At 39.9% G+C, this 17,445-nt stretch carries 19 protein-coding genes and 1 pseudogene; 17 read left to right on the forward strand and 3 right to left on the reverse strand.

All coding sequences use genetic code 11. The annotated features are described in order from the left end of the window. Positions 1–167 precede the first annotated feature (167 nt). The 11 genes and pseudogenes from secG to HU830_RS08075 all read left to right on the forward strand — a co-directional run bounded on the left by secG (position 168) and on the right by HU830_RS08075 (position 10,416). Positions 168–404, forward strand: a complete 237-nt coding sequence (gene secG / locus HU830_RS08025) for a preprotein translocase subunit SecG (protein ID WP_176943232.1) — start codon at positions 168–170, stop codon at positions 402–404. A gap of 57 nt (positions 405–461) precedes the next feature. Continuing rightward, entirely contained in the window at positions 462–1,214 is a 753-nt protein-coding gene (locus HU830_RS08030; RefSeq protein ID WP_176943233.1) for an alpha/beta hydrolase, read from the forward strand. 10 nt (positions 1,215–1,224) lie between these two features. Continuing rightward, positions 1,225–3,531, forward strand: coding sequence for a ribonuclease R (gene rnr / locus HU830_RS08035; protein WP_407647503.1), 2,307 nt, complete (start codon positions 1,225–1,227; stop codon positions 3,529–3,531). A 20-nt stretch (positions 3,532–3,551) separates the two neighbouring features. After that, the gene (smpB, locus tag HU830_RS08040) at positions 3,552–4,025 is read left to right on the forward strand and encodes an SsrA-binding protein SmpB (RefSeq protein ID WP_176943235.1); all 474 of its coding nucleotides are present in this window, start codon (positions 3,552–3,554) and stop codon (positions 4,023–4,025) included. Between the two features lie 37 nt (positions 4,026–4,062). Further along, complete coding sequence (locus tag HU830_RS08045) at positions 4,063–4,566, forward strand: hypothetical protein (RefSeq protein WP_176943236.1); 504 nt, start codon at positions 4,063–4,065, stop codon at positions 4,564–4,566. Between the two features lie 516 nt (positions 4,567–5,082). Continuing rightward, positions 5,083–6,717, forward strand: a complete 1,635-nt coding sequence (locus tag HU830_RS08050; protein WP_176943237.1) for a peptide ABC transporter substrate-binding protein — start codon at positions 5,083–5,085, stop codon at positions 6,715–6,717. 3 nt (positions 6,718–6,720) lie between these two features. Further along, a complete protein-coding gene (gene pepT, locus HU830_RS08055) occupies positions 6,721–7,962 on the forward strand; it encodes a peptidase T (protein ID WP_176943238.1) in 1,242 nt (413 codons plus the stop codon). Between the two features lie 386 nt (positions 7,963–8,348). Further along, the gene (locus HU830_RS09115) at positions 8,349–8,558 is read left to right on the forward strand and encodes an ATP-binding cassette domain-containing protein (RefSeq protein ID WP_176943239.1); all 210 of its coding nucleotides are present in this window, start codon (positions 8,349–8,351) and stop codon (positions 8,556–8,558) included. Positions 8,559–8,734: 176 nt separating this feature from the next. Further along, positions 8,735–9,764 (forward strand): annotated as a pseudogene (locus HU830_RS08065) (ABC transporter permease). A gap of 2 nt (positions 9,765–9,766) precedes the next feature. Continuing rightward, positions 9,767–10,069 (forward strand): TetR/AcrR family transcriptional regulator, encoded by a 303-nt coding sequence (locus HU830_RS08070; protein ID WP_176943240.1) that lies wholly within the window; start codon positions 9,767–9,769, stop codon positions 10,067–10,069. A 173-nt stretch (positions 10,070–10,242) separates the two neighbouring features. Beyond that, positions 10,243–10,416: a hypothetical protein gene (locus tag HU830_RS08075; RefSeq protein ID WP_176943241.1), complete on the forward strand. Its 174-nt coding sequence runs from the start codon at positions 10,243–10,245 to the stop codon at positions 10,414–10,416. On the opposite strand, the gene HU830_RS08080 is transcribed toward HU830_RS08075, so the two are convergent. Next, entirely contained in the window at positions 10,413–10,937 is a 525-nt protein-coding gene (locus HU830_RS08080; protein WP_176943242.1) for a hypothetical protein, read from the reverse strand. The two genes, HU830_RS08075 and HU830_RS08080, sit on opposite strands and share 4 nt — an antisense overlap. 20 nt (positions 10,938–10,957) lie before the next feature. Next, positions 10,958–11,824, reverse strand: a complete 867-nt coding sequence (locus HU830_RS08085) for a Cof-type HAD-IIB family hydrolase (protein WP_176943243.1) — start codon at positions 11,822–11,824, stop codon at positions 10,958–10,960. A gap of 56 nt (positions 11,825–11,880) precedes the next feature. Here HU830_RS08085 and HU830_RS08090 point away from each other — a divergent pair, with 56 nt between their 5' ends. The 3 genes from HU830_RS08090 to tsaE are packed head-to-tail and all read left to right on the forward strand — an operon-like array spanning position 11,881 to position 14,027. Then, positions 11,881–12,561, forward strand: coding sequence for a uracil-DNA glycosylase (locus HU830_RS08090; RefSeq protein ID WP_176943244.1), 681 nt, complete (start codon positions 11,881–11,883; stop codon positions 12,559–12,561). A 21-nt stretch (positions 12,562–12,582) separates the two neighbouring features. Next, complete coding sequence (gene pta, locus HU830_RS08095; RefSeq protein ID WP_176943245.1) at positions 12,583–13,557, forward strand: phosphate acetyltransferase; 975 nt, start codon at positions 12,583–12,585, stop codon at positions 13,555–13,557. 11 nt (positions 13,558–13,568) lie between these two features. Continuing rightward, entirely contained in the window at positions 13,569–14,027 is a 459-nt protein-coding gene (gene tsaE / locus HU830_RS08100; protein ID WP_176943246.1) for a tRNA (adenosine(37)-N6)-threonylcarbamoyltransferase complex ATPase subunit type 1 TsaE, read from the forward strand. 10 nt (positions 14,028–14,037) lie between these two features. Here tsaE and HU830_RS08105 read toward each other — a convergent pair whose 3' ends face one another. Next, entirely contained in the window at positions 14,038–14,574 is a 537-nt protein-coding gene (locus tag HU830_RS08105; RefSeq protein ID WP_176943247.1) for a 3'-5' exonuclease, read from the reverse strand. A gap of 123 nt (positions 14,575–14,697) precedes the next feature. Here HU830_RS08105 and murB point away from each other — a divergent pair, with 123 nt between their 5' ends. Genes murB through HU830_RS08120 form a run of 3 tightly spaced genes read left to right on the forward strand, consistent with a single transcriptional unit; the run spans position 14,698 to position 17,442 of the window. Next, the gene (gene murB, locus HU830_RS08110) at positions 14,698–15,591 is read left to right on the forward strand and encodes a UDP-N-acetylmuramate dehydrogenase (protein WP_176943248.1); all 894 of its coding nucleotides are present in this window, start codon (positions 14,698–14,700) and stop codon (positions 15,589–15,591) included. A 16-nt stretch (positions 15,592–15,607) separates the two neighbouring features. Next, complete coding sequence (gene cdaA / locus HU830_RS08115) at positions 15,608–16,450, forward strand: diadenylate cyclase CdaA (protein ID WP_176943249.1); 843 nt, start codon at positions 15,608–15,610, stop codon at positions 16,448–16,450. Beyond that, the gene (locus tag HU830_RS08120; protein WP_176943250.1) at positions 16,450–17,442 is read left to right on the forward strand and encodes a CdaR family protein; all 993 of its coding nucleotides are present in this window, start codon (positions 16,450–16,452) and stop codon (positions 17,440–17,442) included. The genes cdaA and HU830_RS08120 overlap by 1 nt, the downstream gene beginning before the upstream one ends. Positions 17,443–17,445 lie beyond the last annotated feature (3 nt).

Genomic DNA, 17,445 nt, shown 5'->3' on the forward strand with positions numbered 1-17,445 from the left:
AAAAATCAGCAGCTACTTAATGGGAAACTCACAGTTCGAGTCAATTAATGTGCTTATTGAGCTAGCTAAATAGCGGTTAGTAATCTGATTTAGAAGTCAGTTCCTGACTAGTAAAGTTTAGGGGTTTATGATATCCTTGAATGAGTGTTAATAGCGGAGGGCTAAACGTGTATAATTTATTAATGAATTTCATGATAGTTGATTCAATTTTGATTGTTATTGCCGTTATGATGCAGCCGCAGAAGCAACAGGATGCTTTAAATGCTCTTTCTGGTGGGGCGGGCGATTTGTTCAACACCCAGAAGAAGCGAGGATTTGAAGCCTTTATGGAAAAGGTAACAACCATTCTAGCAATCCTTTTCTTTGTAGGTGCGCTTGCATTAGCGTTTTTATCATCAAAATAATTCTTTTCCCTTCCTGTTCTTAGTAGCAGGATTTTTTTATATACCGAGGTTGGTGCAATGAAAGTAGTGAAGCCAGAATCTTTATTCTGGAATCGGGGACCTCAAGCTGTTATTTTGCTGCATTCCTATACGGGGACCCCTAATGATATGCGAGCTTTGGCCCGAAATTTAGCCAAAGCTAATTATAGTGTCTACGCTCCTTTGTTTCGGGGACACGGAACCGAAAATGTGGTAGATATTTTAAAAGAGGGTAATCCGGCCCGCTGGCAAGAAGACATGGAAGCTGCCTTAAGCTTTGTCCAGTCTCAGGGAAAGACACCGCGGGCTATTTTTGGACTATCCTTGGGTGCTATTTTTGCTACGAGAGCTCTAGTCAAGCACCCTGAACTCCAGTGTGGAGGAGTTTTTGGCTCACCATTGTTCACAACCGATTTTACTAATGTCCGGGCGGGATTTTATCAGTATCTGACTTGGATTGGCCATTACTATCAAATTCCGGAAACTGAACAGGAAGGCCAACGTCAAGTGGTCGATCAGTTATTACCGCAAGCTTTAGAAGCAATTTATCAAGCTCAACAAGAAACAACGAGTCAATTAACTCAATTGCAGCAGCCTTACTTTATTGGTCATGGTCAAGATGATGTGATGGTTCCAGTAAAAGCGGCAGAAAAAGTTCGACAACAACTACCAGTTCAACAGGTGGATTTTCGTTTATATCCCCAGGCGGGACACGTAATTACGGTTAATCAGGCTCGCGAGCAATTAATTTCCGATGTTTTAAATTTTTTAACAATGCATGTAGGAGTATAGAAACCTTATGGTGATAGAGAAAAATAAATTGATTTCCGACGTTTTAGAGATTTTCCGTCGAGAACCAGAACAGAAGTTTACGGCGCAGCAAATTAGCGACCAATTGCGTCTCCATGGAACTCCAGCTTATAATCGAATTTTAAAAGCTTTGGCAGTTCTAGAAGGCGAAAATAAAATCACGATTCATGATCAAAATAAATTCAAGTTAACGATTGTTAATCAGTTGGTAACCGGGAATTTTCGGGCTAATGATAAGGGCTTTGGCTTTGTACGTTACGATGATGAGGAGCCGGATATTTTTATTGCACGGCCCAATACTTTACAAGCTTTAAATGATGATGAAGTAGAAGTTAAAGTCATTAAGCCGGCTAATCCGTGGGGCGATAATGGTGCTGAAGGTGAAGTAACCCGAATTATTGAACATGGACTTAAGCAATTAGTAGGGGAATTTATGCCCTACAGTGACGTTCAGGTTCAAAAGACTCAACTTCTCGGTTATATCAAAAGCCACGAAAAGAAATTAGCCAATAATCCAGTTTTTTTAAAGGATGCGGGCCTGCATCCGCAGATGGGAGACATGGTTCAAACAGAAATTGTCAAGTATCCAGATCCTAAATTTCCTCGGAGTATGGTCGGGATTGCAACGCGAATTTTAGGTAATAAGGCCGATCCTGGAGTCGATGAAATGGCGATCGTTTACCAGAAGGATGTTAAGGCAGAATTCCCGGAAGAAGTTACAGCTGCGGCCCAAGAGATTCCAGATCATTTAGAAGCGACTGATTGGCTAGGTCGCCGAGATTTAACCGATCAAGTAACGGTAACCATTGATGGTGATGATTCTAAGGACTTTGATGATGCAGTTACTCTGTGGAAATTGGACAATGGTAACTATCATTTGGGAGTGCATATTGCCGATGTAACTCATTATGTACAGCCTAATTCAGCCTTGGATACGGAAGCCTTTGAACGGGGGACAAGTACCTATTTAGTAGATCGAGTAATTCCGATGCTCCCATTTCGTCTTTCCAACGGAATTTGTTCTTTAAATCCCAATGAAGCTCGCTGCACTTTGACTTGTGATATGGAAATTGATGGCCAAGGTCAAGTAGTAAGTCATGAGATTTATCCAAGTGTAATCCGTTCTCATGCCCGTTTAACTTATAATAATGTCAATAAAGTTTTAGAAGGTGACGCTCAAGTTCGGCAACAATATGCGGATTTAGTGCCAATGCTAACGGCAATGGCGGAATTACATGAGATCTTATTTGCGATGCGCCATCAAAGAGGGGCGCTGGACTTTGAAGAAACTGAAGCCCAAATTATTGTCGACGAACAAGGTCACCCGACTGATATTAAGCTAAGAGAACGCGGAACAGCAGAGAAAATGATCGAATCCTTCATGTTAGCAGCCAATGAAACTGTTGCGGAACATTTTAATAAACTTCATGTTCCTTTCTTGTATCGGGTTCATGAAAAACCGGATTCCGAAAAAGTGAAGAACTTTTTTGAAATCGCCAGTTCTTTTGGAGTTAGTGTTCCCGGGAGTCTGCATGAGGTTACGCCTAAGATGTTCCAGCAGGTTTTACAAAAAGTTGCGGGGACACCGCAGGAACCGGTTATCACGACGATGTTATTACGGAGTTTACAACAGGCCCGTTATGCGGTGGATCCTTTGGGACACTTTGGCTTGGCCGCTACGTATTATACGCATTTTACGTCACCAATTCGGCGGTATCCGGATTTAATGGTTCACCGAATGATTCATAGCTATACTGAAAAAGGAATCGATCCAGAAATTCAAAATCACTGGGCTGAACAATTAGATGAAGTTGCAATTCGGACGTCGACTTGTGAGCGGAAATCAATTGATGTTGAACGGGCTGTGACTGATCTGAAAAAAGCTGAATTTATGGCTGACAAAGTGGGTCAAACTTTTGATGCGATTATTAGTTCGGTGACCAGTTTTGGGATGTTTGTTTCCCTAGAAAACACGGTTGAAGGTTTAGTTCATATTTCTAATCTTTTGGATGATTATTATGAATTTAACGAGCAAGCTCTATCAATGGTTGGAAAAAGAACCCATCACACTTATACGATGGGTGATCCTATTAAGGTCAAATTAATTCGGGCCGATGCCGAGCAACGTCAAGTGGACTTTGCACCGATTCTCACTCCCGAACAACAAAAATTAGCTGACGCTGAACAACAGCGCCGTAATCAATTCCGCCGCTCAGACCGACGTGGGGGGCGTTCAGATCGAAAGTCACATCAACGGACAGGAAAATATGAACGCCACAATTCAAAACCCCAACACTAAGTAAATGAGGGTGATTAACGATGAAACATAGGAAACCACAGTCTGATAATGTGCTGGCTAATAATAAAAAAGCCCGGCATGACTATAATATTTTGACAACGTATGAAGCCGGGATGGTTTTAACTGGCACCGAAATTAAATCTATCAGAGCCCATAAGATTAACTTAAAGGATGGCTTTGCCCAAGTTCATAATGGGGAAGTCCTACTTTCTAATGTCCATATTAGTCCATACGATCAGGGCAATCGTTTTAATCATGACCCTTTGCGGAATCGCAAGTTATTGCTGCATAAAAAAGAAATTGCTAAAATTGCTAATCAAGTTCAAGATAAGGGAATTACTGTTGTCCCCTTAAAGGTTTACTTGAAGCATGGTTTTGCAAAAGTCTTGCTGGGAGTAGCTCAAGGTAAGAAGCAATATGATAAGAGAGAGACAATTAAGCGGCGCGACCAAGAACGAGAATTACAACGAAACTTCAAACAGATTTTGAGATAACTTTTGGCAAGAACTTTTGCTAAAGGAGATTGTTTCGATGAAATCTACAACCCGGTATTTAACTCAATGTTTAGAAGAAATTTTAATACAGACTGACGTGGAGATACTTACTGTCAAAGAATTTGCTCTGTATGCGGAAGTAAGTCGCAGTACAGTGTATCGGAGTTTTGCTGGTGGGCTACCGGATTTATACGAACTGGTCATTGAGCAGCGTACCCAAACCGCCCTCGACCTAGCCGGGACCAACTGGCTGGAATTTGTGAATTATTGTGTAGATCAAATCCTCGCACAGCGGCAAAGATTCCAAAACTTTTATAAGTTAGCCCGACCAGTTTTGCCGAAAGTTTTTTGGGAACAGTTAATTAAAAGAGCTTTACTGGAACAAGAGGTTATTTTACCAGGAATGGCTTTACCCGGATTAGCAGATTTTATGGTTGGGGGAATTCTTTGGAACTCGGAGAAATGGTTTAGTAACCAATTACGGGCCCCTCGAGAAGAAGTGATTGAGTTTCTGTCTGTTCCCTCGCAAATTGTCATTTAGATAATAATTCTCGTCATTTTCAAGAAGGCATTGCATAATGAAACATTTCTTTATTATTGTAACTCGTATTTTTCGTAAGTAGTTGTTATATTAAAACCGTTGCTAGTACTAGTAATAAATTTAGAAAGAAGCAACAAACGACAAGGAGGTTAGTCATTTTCTAGAAATGGCTAACTTTTTTAATTTTTTGTTGACAATTCTTAATCTAGTTTTTATAATTCTAGCCAGAAGCAAATTTAGATGAGTACTTAAATCACGGGCCAGCAGAGAGATACGAAAAGCTGAAACGTATCGCCTTGGATTTAACGAAGATGGTCTAAATTAGAATCTAGTTGCCGAGCTGTAATTATCAAGGTAACTATGGAGACGCCCATTAGCGCGTAAGTGGTTAAGTAATTTTCGATCACTTTTTGAGAGTTGAATTCGTGAGAATTCGGCCAAAATCAGGTGGTAACACGACAAAATCGTCCTGCAAACTTTCGAGTTTGTAGGATTTTTTATTTTTTGAGGAGGTACATGATGAATAAATTATGGTTAAGAGGAATCCAAGTCGGAGCTGTCGCGGCTCTATTAGGGGTCAGTATTCCCCAACAAACAACCCAGGCTGCTAGTAAGCAGACTTTAAACTGGACGGAAACAGCAGAATTAGCTACTGCTGATATTTCCCAAGCTACAGACACCTTAAGCTTTAATGTTTTGCTCAATACTCAGGAAGGTCTGTATCGTTTTAATAAAAAAGGCCAACCTCGTTTGGCTTTGGCTCGGAAGGCCAAAGTTTCTGAGGATGGCTTGCGTTATGACTTTTGGTTGCGACCCCATGCTCAATGGTCTAATGGTGATCCAATTACCGCCCAAGACTTTGTCTATTCTTGGCAGCGAACAGTCAATCCTAAAACTAATTCCCAAGATGCTTTTTATTTGTATCAAATAAAGAATGCTGAAGAGATTAATCAACAAAAAGCTGATTTAAAAACTTTAGGGATTAAAGCTGTTTCGAAGCATCATTTAACTGTCAATTTGACAAAGCCAGTGCCGTATTTTAAAAAGTTACTAGCTTGGCCCTTGTTCTTCCCACAAAATCAAAAAGTAGTTGAACAGTATGGCAAAAGTTATGGAACAAGCTCGCAAAAGACCCTAGCTAGTGGACCTTTTGTCCTCAAAAAATGGGATGGAAGCAGTTCTAGTTGGTCCTTAGTTAAAAATAAACACTACTGGGATCAAAAGCGGGTTAAGTTACAAAAGATTAATGAAAGTGTTGTCAAAGATCCGCAAACTGGTTTGAGCCTTTATGAAAATCACAAAGTAGATGCGACAATTTTAGCAGGGGAGCAAGTCCCTAATTATCAAGGTCAAGCCGCTTTTACACCGCGAAAGTCTTCTAATATGAGTTATCTTACGGTCAATCAAAAGAAAGTTCCGGCCTTGAAAAATAAAAAATTACGGCAGGCTTTATCTTTAACCATTAATCGTTCTCAATTGGTTAAGCATGTTTTGCAAGATAAGTCTTTAACTCCGCAAGGCTTTACTCCCCAAGGGTTAGCGAAAGATCCGCAGACGGGACAAGACTTTGCCAAGAGTACCCTTGTAAAGTCAGCAGTTGGAACCAATGTGAAAAAAGCTAAAAAGTTATGGCGGCAAGGATTGAAGGAAACCCATACTAAGAATTTGAATTTAACTTTGACAATTGATGATACGGCAACCGATAAGAAAACCGGAGAGTTTATTCAAGGATCAATGGCAAAATTACCGCACTTGAAAGTAACCTTGAAGACTTTACCGAAAGTTCAGCGTTTAACTCAGGAAAGAAAAGGAAACTATGATTTAGTTGCTACTAAGTGGCAGTCAGTCTTCTCTGATCCGATTAACTTCTTAGATATTTGGGAAACAGGGTCTTCTTATAATGCTTCCGGTTACCAAGATTCTAAATTTGATCATTATCTAGATTTATCAGAAAATAAGTATGCTAACCAACCTCAAAAACGGTGGAAAGTCCTCCAAAAGGCTGAACGGCGTTTACTACAACAACAACCTTTAATTCCTCTTTATCAAGCAACGCAAGCCCAATTATTGAATCCACAAGTTAAAGGAATTGTTTACAATGGTTCAGGAGTACCTTACGACTTCAAATTAGCCCATTTCACAAAGGAGTAAGTAATGAAGTATGAAATTGATAACACGGCTTTACTAGCCAATTTCTTGCAGTACGTGCAGATTAATACTCGTTCCGATCAACAAGCTCCCCAAGATCGAGTTCCCACGACGGAAGGTCAAACCAAGTTAGCACAACTTTTGGCCACCCAGCTTAAGGATTTAGGACTGCAGGAAGTTAAAATTAACCCCCAAAATGCTTTTTTAACAGCCTTATTGCCCGGAAATAGTGGTTCAGATTTACCAGCTTTAGGCTTTATAGCCCACTTGGATACGGCAGATTACGCCAGTGAGAAGGTTAATCCTCAAGTTCATCCTAATTATCAGGGGCAAGCAATTAAGTGGGAGAATGGTTTAGAATTAAGCCCCGAGAAGTTTCCTAATTTAAAAAATTATCTAGGGCAGACTCTGATTACCACCGATGGCACGACTCTTTTGGGAGTCGATGATAAAGCGGGAATAGCCGGCTTAATCGGAGCCGTAACTTATCTCGTAAATCATCCCGAAGTTAAGCATGGGGCCTTGAAGGTAGCCTTTGGTCCAGATGAAGAAATTGGTCGCGGAGCTGATCGCTTTGATGTCGCCGATTTTCAAGCTCGCTGGGCTTATACTCTCGATAATGGCTTGGTAGGAGATATTGAATATGAAACCTTTAATGCCGCCCAGGCAGAAATTACGATCACCGGGACCAGTGTTCATCCTGGACAAGCCTATGGTCAATTAGTAAATGCGATAACTTTAGCGGAAGAATTTGATCGGAAAGTTCCAGTCGACCAACGGGCAGAAGAGGTTTCTGGTCGGGATGGTTTCTATTTGTTGGTTGATTTCTCTGCCAAAATTGAAACTGCTCGCTTAGTCTATATCGTGCGGGATTTTGACTATGAGCAATTTTTAGCTCGAAAACAAGTTTTACAGACACTTGTTGAACGCCTGAATCAAAAATATGGTGATCAACGCTTTGCAATTAAAATGTTCGATCAATACTACAATATGGCGGATATTATTAAAAAAGATCCGACCCCAGTAAAATTGGCGCAACAAGCTTTACGTAATCTCCAGATTACCCCGCGAATCATTTCTTTTCGTGGGGGAACCGATGGTTCAAAAATCACTTATTTAGGTTTACCAACTCCTAATTTATTTAATGGCGGTGAAAATTTTCATGGTCCCTATGAATTTGTGACGGTAGAAGCTTTGAGCCAATTAGCGCAGACAATTATTGAGATTAGTCATCTGCAAGTTAAATAGTTTAAATATAAAAACTCCTTATGGACCAGAAAATAAATGAAAATTTAGATTTTCGGTTCGAGAGGAGTTTTTGTATGGAATAGTTTCTAAAATTACTAATAAAAAAGTTACTTGCTATAATCAGCCTTAGTAAGTGAGTGATCACTCACCTGAAATGTCCAAGCTCAAGGAGGGCAGAAGATAGCTGATATTTTGACTTTAACTAAGATTAGTAAGAGCTTTGGCACTCAGCAGGTTTTACGAAATATAGAATCGGGTTTAGCTTCAGGAGCTGGAAAATCGATGATTATTAAAATTTCTTTGGGATCTGAGCAGACGGATTCTGGCTAAGCTCGAGTATTTGATCAAGTAATGCCCAGAGACAAATTCTAAAAACAATCGGTTATATGGCTCAATCAGATGCTTTATATGAGTCATTAACCGCGGCCGAAAATTTAAGCTTTTTTGTCAAAACGAAAGACTTAACAAGATCTTCTTTGTCAGCAGAAATTGCTCGAGTTGCGCAAATCGTCGCCTTGACGGCAGCTCTAGATAAGAAAGTAGCTCTATTTTCGGGTGGAATGAAGAGACGGCTCTTTGGTCATTGCTCTTTCTAGGCGATCCGAAGCTCTTGATTTTAGATGAGCCAACAGTGGGGATTGATCCCGCTTTACGGCAAGGGATTTGGCAAGAATTACGATCAAGGACGGGCAATTTTACTCACAACTCATGGGATGAGTGAGGCCTAACTAGCCGATCGGGTCGCCTTGTTGCTTGGCGGACTTTAGTGTTGATGTTTGTGGCACCCTTAGTTATTTTAGTCTTATTAAATTATGTGTTCTCTTTGAATACGTCGCCGATTGTAAAAATGGGAACTGTAGGGATTGATTCGGCTTTAAAACAAGAATTAAAATCTAGCGATCATCTGCAAATACAAGCGTATGCTAACTACGATCAAGCTCAGGCAGCTTTAAGAGATCAAAAAATTGATACTGTTTTACAGCAAGAGGGTCCTAAACGGTATCGGAGCTTGTATGCGAATACTAATACGAGTAAAACAGCTTTAGCGAAAACCGCAATCAAAACCGCTTTTGCTAATCAACAAAAAGCAACTTTTGAAAACCGAGGCGAGTTTGGCAGCGCGATTGGGGTTAAGTCAGCCAGCAAACTCTCTTAAGAAAGTAGTTTTGAAGGAGAATTATCGTTACGGTAATCAGGATACCAACTTTTTTGCAGCCATTATGCCAATCTTTGTGAGTTTTTTTGTCTTTTTCTTTGTTTTTTTAATTTCAGGAATTGCTTTATTGAAGGAGCGAACCTCAAAAACTTTGGACCGCTTACTAGCGACACCGGTGAGGCGTTCGGAAATTATTCTGGGATATTTGCTAAGCTATGGTCTCGTGGCCATAGCCCAAACAGCCTTGATCGTTTTATTTACCATTTATATTTTGAAAGTTGAAGTCATGGGTTCAATCATCAATTTATTTTTAATCAATGGACTCTTAGCCCTAGTTGCCTTGGCTTTGGGACTTTTAATCTCCACCCTAGCGCAATCAGAATTTCAAATGATGCAATTTATTCCCTTAATTGTGGTGCCCCAATTAATTTTTTCGGGAATTATTCCTAGTAATATGTTAGCCAATTGGGCGCAAGCTTTGGGGGCAATTTTTCCTTTGAAGTATGCGGCTGATTCAATGACGCAAGTAGTTTTAGAAGGGGCTAGTTTAAGGGTTATTTTGCCTAATCTGGGAGTTTTACTCTTATTTCTCATCGTTTTATTAGTCGCCAATATTTGGGGCTTACGTCGCTATAGGAAGATTTAATTATGACGAATTTAGTTGTTCAAGACCTTAATCAATGGATCAAACAGGCTCAGATGCCAGCCGGAAAGAAGCTAGTCTTACAAGCTGCGGTTCAACTATTCGCTCAAGATGGGTATAGTGCGACTAGCACTGTTGCAATTGCTCAAGCTGCTAATTTGAGTCAGGCAACGATTTTTAAATATTTTCCGACTAAAAATAAGCTCTTAGATTATATTTTAGAAATTATTGTCAATAATTTAGTGCCCCAATATAGCCAAAAAGTCCTTCAGAGTATTCGTCTAAGGAAACTGACTTTCCTAAATTAATTCACTTTATTATTCAGGATCGCTATACTTTTATTTCGAAAAATAAAAATTTCGTGTTAATTATTTTGGAACAATTTTTGGTAAATGAGGCTTTGATCCAAAAAAATATCGGTCCAATTAAACATAAACTAAGCCTAATTTACCAAACTTTGGAAAAAATAGGAGGGGACCGCTTGGATATTTCTGGCTCCGAACTAGGTCAATTAATTATTTCTCAGTTATTACTTTTATTTTTACGCCAGTATCGTTTGGGAGCTTATCTGGCTATCGATGTCCCGCTTGAGTTGGAAAAGATTGAACAATTAGTTTTGCGGGTAGCTTGGTCGTTGAAAAAAGCAAGGCTTTAATTGACACTCCAGCGGCGGTTAAGAAAACGACGGTAGGAACGCTGGGTTTTATTTTTGCGACTGGTCTGATTTAAAATTGCCGCAATTAAGATTCCTAGGGGCGGTTCAACAGAGGCGGCGATCCGCAAGAGATAGCCTTCATGGCCATCGGGATAGTAAATATTATCAACAGTCATCATAATTTTTCGATGAGGACCTTGGATAAAGTAATTATTTTCAATTAAATTTCCGTGAATGATCCAATGAAAAGTGGGAACCAACATTAATTGATGTCGGGATACATTAAGATGAATAATTTTAGCGACACAATGATCTCCTAGGACAAGGCTATAGTTGGGCCAGAGATGAGCTGAAGTTTGATAAATTCCTCCGACTACCGTCTGATTGGCGGTCCGTAATTGATAATTTTGTTGCCAAGTAGGGGCAGTTTTTACGAGCAGATAAGCAAACTTTTTTTCAGTATCGTTAACTTGAATAATGCCAGGCAGATTAGCCGCATTAAACTTCAAATAATAAATCATTACTTTCAGCCCCTTCTATACTATTGTAATTGACGGGCATAATGGACTGCTTGGGCCACCCCGTCTTGAACGTTAGTAGCAGTTTGATACTGGGCGATTTCTTTGATTTCTGGGAGGGCATTGCCCATCGCTACCCCAACTCCAGCTGTTTGGATCATGGAAAAATCATTTAAGTTATCGCCAATTGCCATAACTTCTTTTAAGTCAAAGCCTAATTGTTGAGCTAATTTTTTTAAGGCTAGACCTTTTTGAGCCTGCCGATCGTTGATTTCTAAGTTGTTGCGACCAGAGGAGGTAATAATAGCTTGATCATCTAGGGCTAATTCTTGTTTAGCATCAGTAAAGTCAGGGGAATCTTGGAGATTAAAAGCAATAATTTTAAAAACTTTTATATTTTTCGTTTGTAAAAGTTGCTGATAATCGGGGACGTAGTGAATCTTTAAAGAAGGGAGACGGGCAGTTGCTTGTGAGAACGCCTTCTTGTACAATAAAGTCGGGTTCAGGTGTTGCAGATGTTTAATCATATTTTGCAAACGAAGCTGACGACTATTAGAATAGAGACCGGCGTTAGTAACTAGTTCAAAGTATAGATTATACTTTTGGAGGATCTGAATACTATGCTGGAGAGTTAGGTGGCGAAGCGGAATTTGAACTACAGGCTCGAACTGTTGGTTATAGACCAGAGCCCCATTAAGCGTAATGAAATCCGGCTGAAAGTTTAACTTTCGCACAAAGGGACGAGCTTCATCTAAAGTTCGTCCAGTGGCAATGGCGAATTTAATCCCTTGAGCATGAGCTTGATTGATAGTAGCGATATTTAAAGCGCTTACGCGAGATTGCTGGTTTAAAAGGGTTCCGTCCATATCTGAAGCAATTAATTTAATCACAGCAGTTCCTCCTTTAGTTTCTAGGTCAAATTTTATCATAGCAGGTGGTTAATAGGTTGAAGCAATTAATAAAAAATGATTGGCAAACAATTTTAGAACCAGAATTTGAAAAAGATTATTACCGTCAGTTGCATCAATTCTTAAAGCAGGAATATCAAACCCAGACCATTTATCCGGATATGTTTCATATCTTTCAGGCTTTTGAATGGACATCGTATACCCAAACTAAAGTGGTTATTTTAGGGCAAGATCCCTATCATGGTCCTAATCAAGCTCATGGTCTAAGTTTTTCCGTTTTACCAGGAAACAAAGTCCCACCATCATTACAAAATATTTATAAAGAATTACAAGCTGATGTTGGTTGTCAACCGGTCAACCACGGTTACCTTAAATCTTGGGCTGACCAAGGAGTTTTGTTGTTGAACTCGGTATTAACGGTTCGGAAAGGTCAAGCTTTTTCCCACCAAGGTAAAGGGTGGGAGCAACTGACTGATCAGGCGATTCAAGCTCTGTCGAAAAAAGGACAAGTAGTTTTCATTTTATGGGGTAAAGCTGCTAAATCAAAAACTAGTTTGATTGATGCAACTCGAAATACAATTTTGAGTTCGACTCATCCCAGTCCCTTTTCGGCTAATTATGGTTTCTTTGGTTCACGGCCGTTTTCCAAGGCTAATCAAGCTTTGATTAATTATGGAAAAGAACCAATTGACTGGCAATTGCCCCAGCAGATTGATTAAAAATTTGGGAGGTTTATTATTATGGAATTATTTACATCCTTGAAACAAAAAGTCACAGGTCACAATTTGAAATTGGTTTTCCCTGAAGCAACCGATAGTCGAATTTTGAAGGCCGCAACGCGTCTATTTCAAGAACATATTTTAACACCGGTCTTTTTGGGAGAACCGACAGCTGTCCAAGCAGCAGCCAGTGCTGCTCAAGTCGATATCACAGGAATTGAAACTTTAGATCCAAACAATTATTCGGATTTCGCAGATATGGTAACTACTTTTGTTGAGCGGCGCCATGGTAAAAACACTCCAGAACAAGCTCAAACTATGTTGCGCGACCCCAATTACTTTGGAACAATGTTAGTCTACATGCAAAAAGTTGACGGAATGGTTTCTGGAGCTATTCATCCAACAGGTGATACGGTGCGGCCAGCTCTACAAATCATTAAAGTACAACCTGGTTTAACACGGACTAGTGGAGCCTTCATTATGCAAAAGGGCGACCAACGCTATCTTTTTGCTGATTGTGCAATCAACATCAATCCTTCGGCTCAAGAACTTGCGGAGATCGCAGCCACTTCCGCCCAAACTGCCAAAGTCTTTGATATTGAACCTAAAGTAGCTTTGTTAAGCTTTTCTACTAAGGGTTCAGCTAAAGGTGAAGAAATTGATAAAGTTGCTGAGGCTACTAAGATTGTCCAAGAACAGCACCCAGAGCTTGCAGTAGATGGAGAATTACAGTTTGATGCTGCTTTTGTACCTGAAGTTGCACAACAAAAGGCTCCTGATTCTGCGGTAGCTGGTCAAAGCACGGTCTTTGTTTTCCCAGAATTACAATCTGGAAATATTGGTTATAAAATTGCCCAACGTTTTGGCGGTTTTGAAGCAATTGGTCCGGTCTTACAAGGGTTGAATCAGCCAGTTTCAGATTTGTCTCGCGGCTGTAACGAAGAGGATGTTTACAAATTAGCTTTAATTACTGCGGCTCAAGCCGTGAAAGCTTAGGTCAATTTTAAGTGCAGTTACGAACAGAAAATGCCACCCAGACTGTTGCCTGGGGAAAAAAGTTGGGGCACTTACTTCAAGCTCAAGATCTTCTATTATTGGATGGTGATTTAGGAGCCGGTAAGACAACCTTTACGCAAGGACTGGCTCAAGGATTAGGGATTACAAGACCGATAAAAAGTCCAACCTTTACCTTGATTCGTGAGTATCAGATGGGACGAATTCCTCTTTATCATATGGATATGTACCGTTTGGAAGATTCTAGTCCGGAAGAATTGGGTTTATCTGAATATTTTGCCGGCGATGGCGTGGTTGTGATGGAATGGTCCCAGTTTGTTGCAGACTTTTTACCAGCGCAGTATTTAAGAATTCAAATTACGCGTTTGGCCCAAGCCGATGAGCAACGCCAACTGACTTTCCAAGCCCAAGGCCAGCGCTATCAAGAATTGGTGGCTTCTTTGAGAAAGTAAAAAAGGTGACTTATTGAATTATTCGGGTCATCTTTTTTAGTGCTTCAGTTCCAACTTGAGCCTGGGTGGTTAAGAGAATTTCCGCACAGGCAAGGGTGTCATCTAGAGCATGATGATGATGTTCTAGTTTAATTTTTAAGGCTTGGGCAACTGTATTAAGTTTGTGATTGGGAAACTCAGGATAGAATTTACGGGAAGTTCGAACGGTATCCAAGCTCCAATAGGGAGCGGCCTGGAGCTGGTAAAAGGCCAGGGTTTCTTTTAAGACTCGATTGTCAAAAGGAGCATTGTGAGCCACTACTAAGTGATCTTCATTAAAGAGTGCTTTAATGTGTGGCCAAACCAGATCGAAAGTTGGCGCCGTTTGAACCATACGGGGATTGATATGATGAATGGCAATGTTTCGACTATTAAAGTGGGTTTGGGGATTAATTAAAGTGTAAAAAGTATCCACAATCCGGCTATTTTCTACGAGAGCAAGGGCTAAAGAACAGGCACTACTTGCTTTTTGATTGGCCGTTTCGAAATCCATCGCGACAAAGTTCATGTTCTAACTTCCTTCGGTAAATTATTTAATAAATTTATTATATACTATACTATGTAGGGGGAGAAATATTCTCTTCGGACTGATCTAATAGGAATTTAAATAAAAGCTAGTGAGCAGAAAACCATGACAATTTTAGACTTACCAATTAAAGTAAAAACGCAAGAACCGTTAAGTAATTATACTTTCACTAAAACCGGAGGACCAGCGGATTTTTTAGCCTTTCCGCAAGACTTAGAACAATTACAGGAATTAATTAACTATGCCAAAGAACACCAATTGCCTGTGACCACTCTGGGTAATTCCAGTAATTTAATTATTAAGGACGGGGGAATTCGGGGCTTGGTCATTATGCTGACCGAATTTAAACAAATTCAAGTTCACGGTAACCTTATCCAAGCGCAAGCAGGAGCCTCGATTATCGAGGTCACCAAAGTTGCCTGTCGAGCGGGATTAACTGGTTTAGAATTTGCCGCGGGGATTCCTGGAAGTGTCGGTGGGGCCGCTTTTATGAACGCCGGGGCTTACGGTGGTGAAATGTCTCAAGTGATTAGCCAAGTTGAGGAAATTTTACCAAGTGGTCAACAAATCTGTTTAACCGGAAAACAGCTTCATTTTTCTTATCGACATAGTGCAGTTCAGGAAAATAAAGGAACTGTTTTCGCGGTTCAATTTCAATTGCAGCCGGGAGAACAAACCACGATTCAAGCCCAGATGGATCAATTTAATGCGGCCCGTCGGAGTAAACAACCGCTAGAGTATCCCTCTTGTGGAAGTGTCTTTAAACGACCGGAAGGTCATTTTACTGGACCGCTAATTATTAAAGCGGGTTTGCAAGGAAAAATTGTTGGTGGGGCCCAAGTTTCTTTGAAACATGCCGGTTTCATCATTAATTTAGGGACTGCTACCGCTACGGATTATTTAGATTTAATTCATTTAATCCAAACAACAGTTTTAGAAAAGTTTGGAGTCCAGCTGGAAACTGAAGTACGGATTATTGGGGAAGATAAAATTAGTTAGGGTTAGGACTAAAAAAATGCAAAATATTTGGCTGCAACTTTTTTCAATTAGAACACTCACCAGCTTAGTGGATATTCTCTTTGTTTGGTATATAGTGTATAAGCTGTTGATGATGATTCGGGGGACCAAGGCAATCCAATTACTTAAAGGGCTGACAATCATCATTATCATCAAAATTGTGAGTTGGTTTTTGAATTTAAAAACGGTGGCATTTTTAACTGATCAAGTTTTCAATTGGTCAGTAATTGTCATTATTATCATCTTTACACCGGAGATTCGTCGTGGTTTAGAGAAATTAGGGCGAATGCCTTTTCTTTTTCCGGTCCGAAATGAAAAGAAAGAACTGGCGAACAGCTTAATTGCTGCTTTAGATAAGTCCATCCAGTATATGTCCAAGAGACGGATTGGAGCCTTGATTACGATTCAGATGGACACTGGCTTAGAGGAATACGCCGAAACTGGGGTTGAGTTGAATGCGGCGGTGACGGGGGAATTATTGATTAATATTTTCATTCCCAATACCCCGTTGCATGATGGAGCCGTAATTATTAGTAATAATAAAATTGAAGCGGCCGCAGCTTATTTACCTCTTTCTGAAAGTAATGCGATTCCCAAAAAATTAGGAACCCGACATCGGGCCGCAGTGGGGATCAGTGAAGTTACTGACGCTTTGACAGTGGTGGTTTCGGAGGAAACTGGCTCGGTAATGATTACCCATAATAATCATATGTTGTCAGATTTAAGCCAAAGTGATTATTTAAATTATCTCAAGGCGCAATTAAAAACCCCTGAAGAACCGACCGGATCATTTTTGACTAATTTATTTTCCCGACATCATTCTCAAAAGGAGCAGAAGTGATGAAATATTGGCGCCGTTTTGCAGAATCAAAATATTTTTATATCGTATTATCGTTAGGTTTAGCTATCTGGATTTATGTTAGTATTTCTTCACCTTTGTTGAATAATACGCGGGATAGTGCTAATTCGAATAATGTTGCGGTTGCAAATAAAAGTGCTACTATAACTATGAATCTCCAAGTAAATGCCAACACCCAAGCCTATTTTATTACTGGTTACCCGAAGCAAGTTACCGTGAAAGTTAAGGGGCCAGCGGCCTTAGTTACAGCAACTAAGAATACGCAGAATTTTACAACTTATATTGATTTAAATCGTTTGGGGGTGGGAAAACATCGTGTCCGAGTTAAACAACGCGGCTTAAATCGAGATCTAACTTATCAAATTAAACCTAGCTCCTTAGATATTAAGATTGAACCAAGATTAGAGGAAACTTTCCCGATTCAAACAAATTATGATCGAAAACAAATTGCAACTGGTTATCAAGTTCATGAGCTAAAAGTTAATCCGCAGGTAGTACAGGTAATTGGAGCCCGTTCAGAAGTAGAACGAGTTAGTCAAGTTGTGGCGCAAATTAATGTCCCTAAGAATACAAAAACTAACTTTCAGCAGGAAGTCTTACTGCAAGCTTTAGATATTCAGGGGCATACTTTATCAGTCCTGATTAATCCGCAAACGACTAATGTTAAAATACCAATCTCCCTGCCTAATAAGACTGTAAACCTTAAGTTCGTGGGTAAGAATACGGGGAATAAGAATTACACCTTTAATAGTAATGTCGATAAGGTTCAAGTTTATGCTAAAAGGTCGGTCTTAGAGAAGTTAACGGAACTGGAAGTTCCCGTCGATGTAACCAAGGCTGATAAACAAAAATCGCAGTTAATTACAATTAAACAGATAAATTCTGGTATTATAGATTCGAATCCTAGTACAGTTAAAGTTATTGTGAAAGAAGATTCTGCCAGTGAGAATAATACTGATTCTTCAGAACACTAGAAA

The organism is Bombilactobacillus apium (genome assembly GCF_013385145.1).
In the GTDB taxonomy this organism is placed as follows: domain Bacteria; phylum Bacillota; class Bacilli; order Lactobacillales; family Lactobacillaceae; genus Bombilactobacillus; species Bombilactobacillus apium.

What these genes read in the sequence shown, in the direction of transcription:
- cdaA (WP_176943249.1), top strand. Translation starts at nt 15,608, where the DNA reads ATGCAAAATATTTGGCTGCAACTTTTTTCAATTAGAACACTCACCAGC.
- HU830_RS08105 (WP_176943247.1), bottom strand. Translation starts at nt 14,574, where the DNA reads ATGAACTTTGTCGCGATGGATTTCGAAACGGCCAATCAAAAAGCAAGT.
- HU830_RS08045 (WP_176943236.1), top strand. Translation starts at nt 4,063, where the DNA reads ATGAAATCTACAACCCGGTATTTAACTCAATGTTTAGAAGAAATTTTA.
- HU830_RS09115 (WP_176943239.1), top strand. Translation starts at nt 8,349, where the DNA reads ATGGCTCAATCAGATGCTTTATATGAGTCATTAACCGCGGCCGAAAAT.
- HU830_RS08080 (WP_176943242.1), bottom strand. Translation starts at nt 10,937, where the DNA reads ATGATTTATTATTTGAAGTTTAATGCGGCTAATCTGCCTGGCATTATT.
- HU830_RS08050 (WP_176943237.1), top strand. Translation starts at nt 5,083, where the DNA reads ATGATGAATAAATTATGGTTAAGAGGAATCCAAGTCGGAGCTGTCGCG.
- pta (WP_176943245.1), top strand. Translation starts at nt 12,583, where the DNA reads ATGGAATTATTTACATCCTTGAAACAAAAAGTCACAGGTCACAATTTG.
- pepT (WP_176943238.1), top strand. Translation starts at nt 6,721, where the DNA reads ATGAAGTATGAAATTGATAACACGGCTTTACTAGCCAATTTCTTGCAG.
- murB (WP_176943248.1), top strand. Translation starts at nt 14,698, where the DNA reads ATGACAATTTTAGACTTACCAATTAAAGTAAAAACGCAAGAACCGTTA.
- HU830_RS08030 (WP_176943233.1), top strand. Translation starts at nt 462, where the DNA reads ATGAAAGTAGTGAAGCCAGAATCTTTATTCTGGAATCGGGGACCTCAA.
- HU830_RS08070 (WP_176943240.1), top strand. Translation starts at nt 9,767, where the DNA reads ATGACGAATTTAGTTGTTCAAGACCTTAATCAATGGATCAAACAGGCT.
- smpB (WP_176943235.1), top strand. Translation starts at nt 3,552, where the DNA reads ATGAAACATAGGAAACCACAGTCTGATAATGTGCTGGCTAATAATAAA.
- HU830_RS08120 (WP_176943250.1), top strand. Translation starts at nt 16,450, where the DNA reads ATGAAATATTGGCGCCGTTTTGCAGAATCAAAATATTTTTATATCGTA.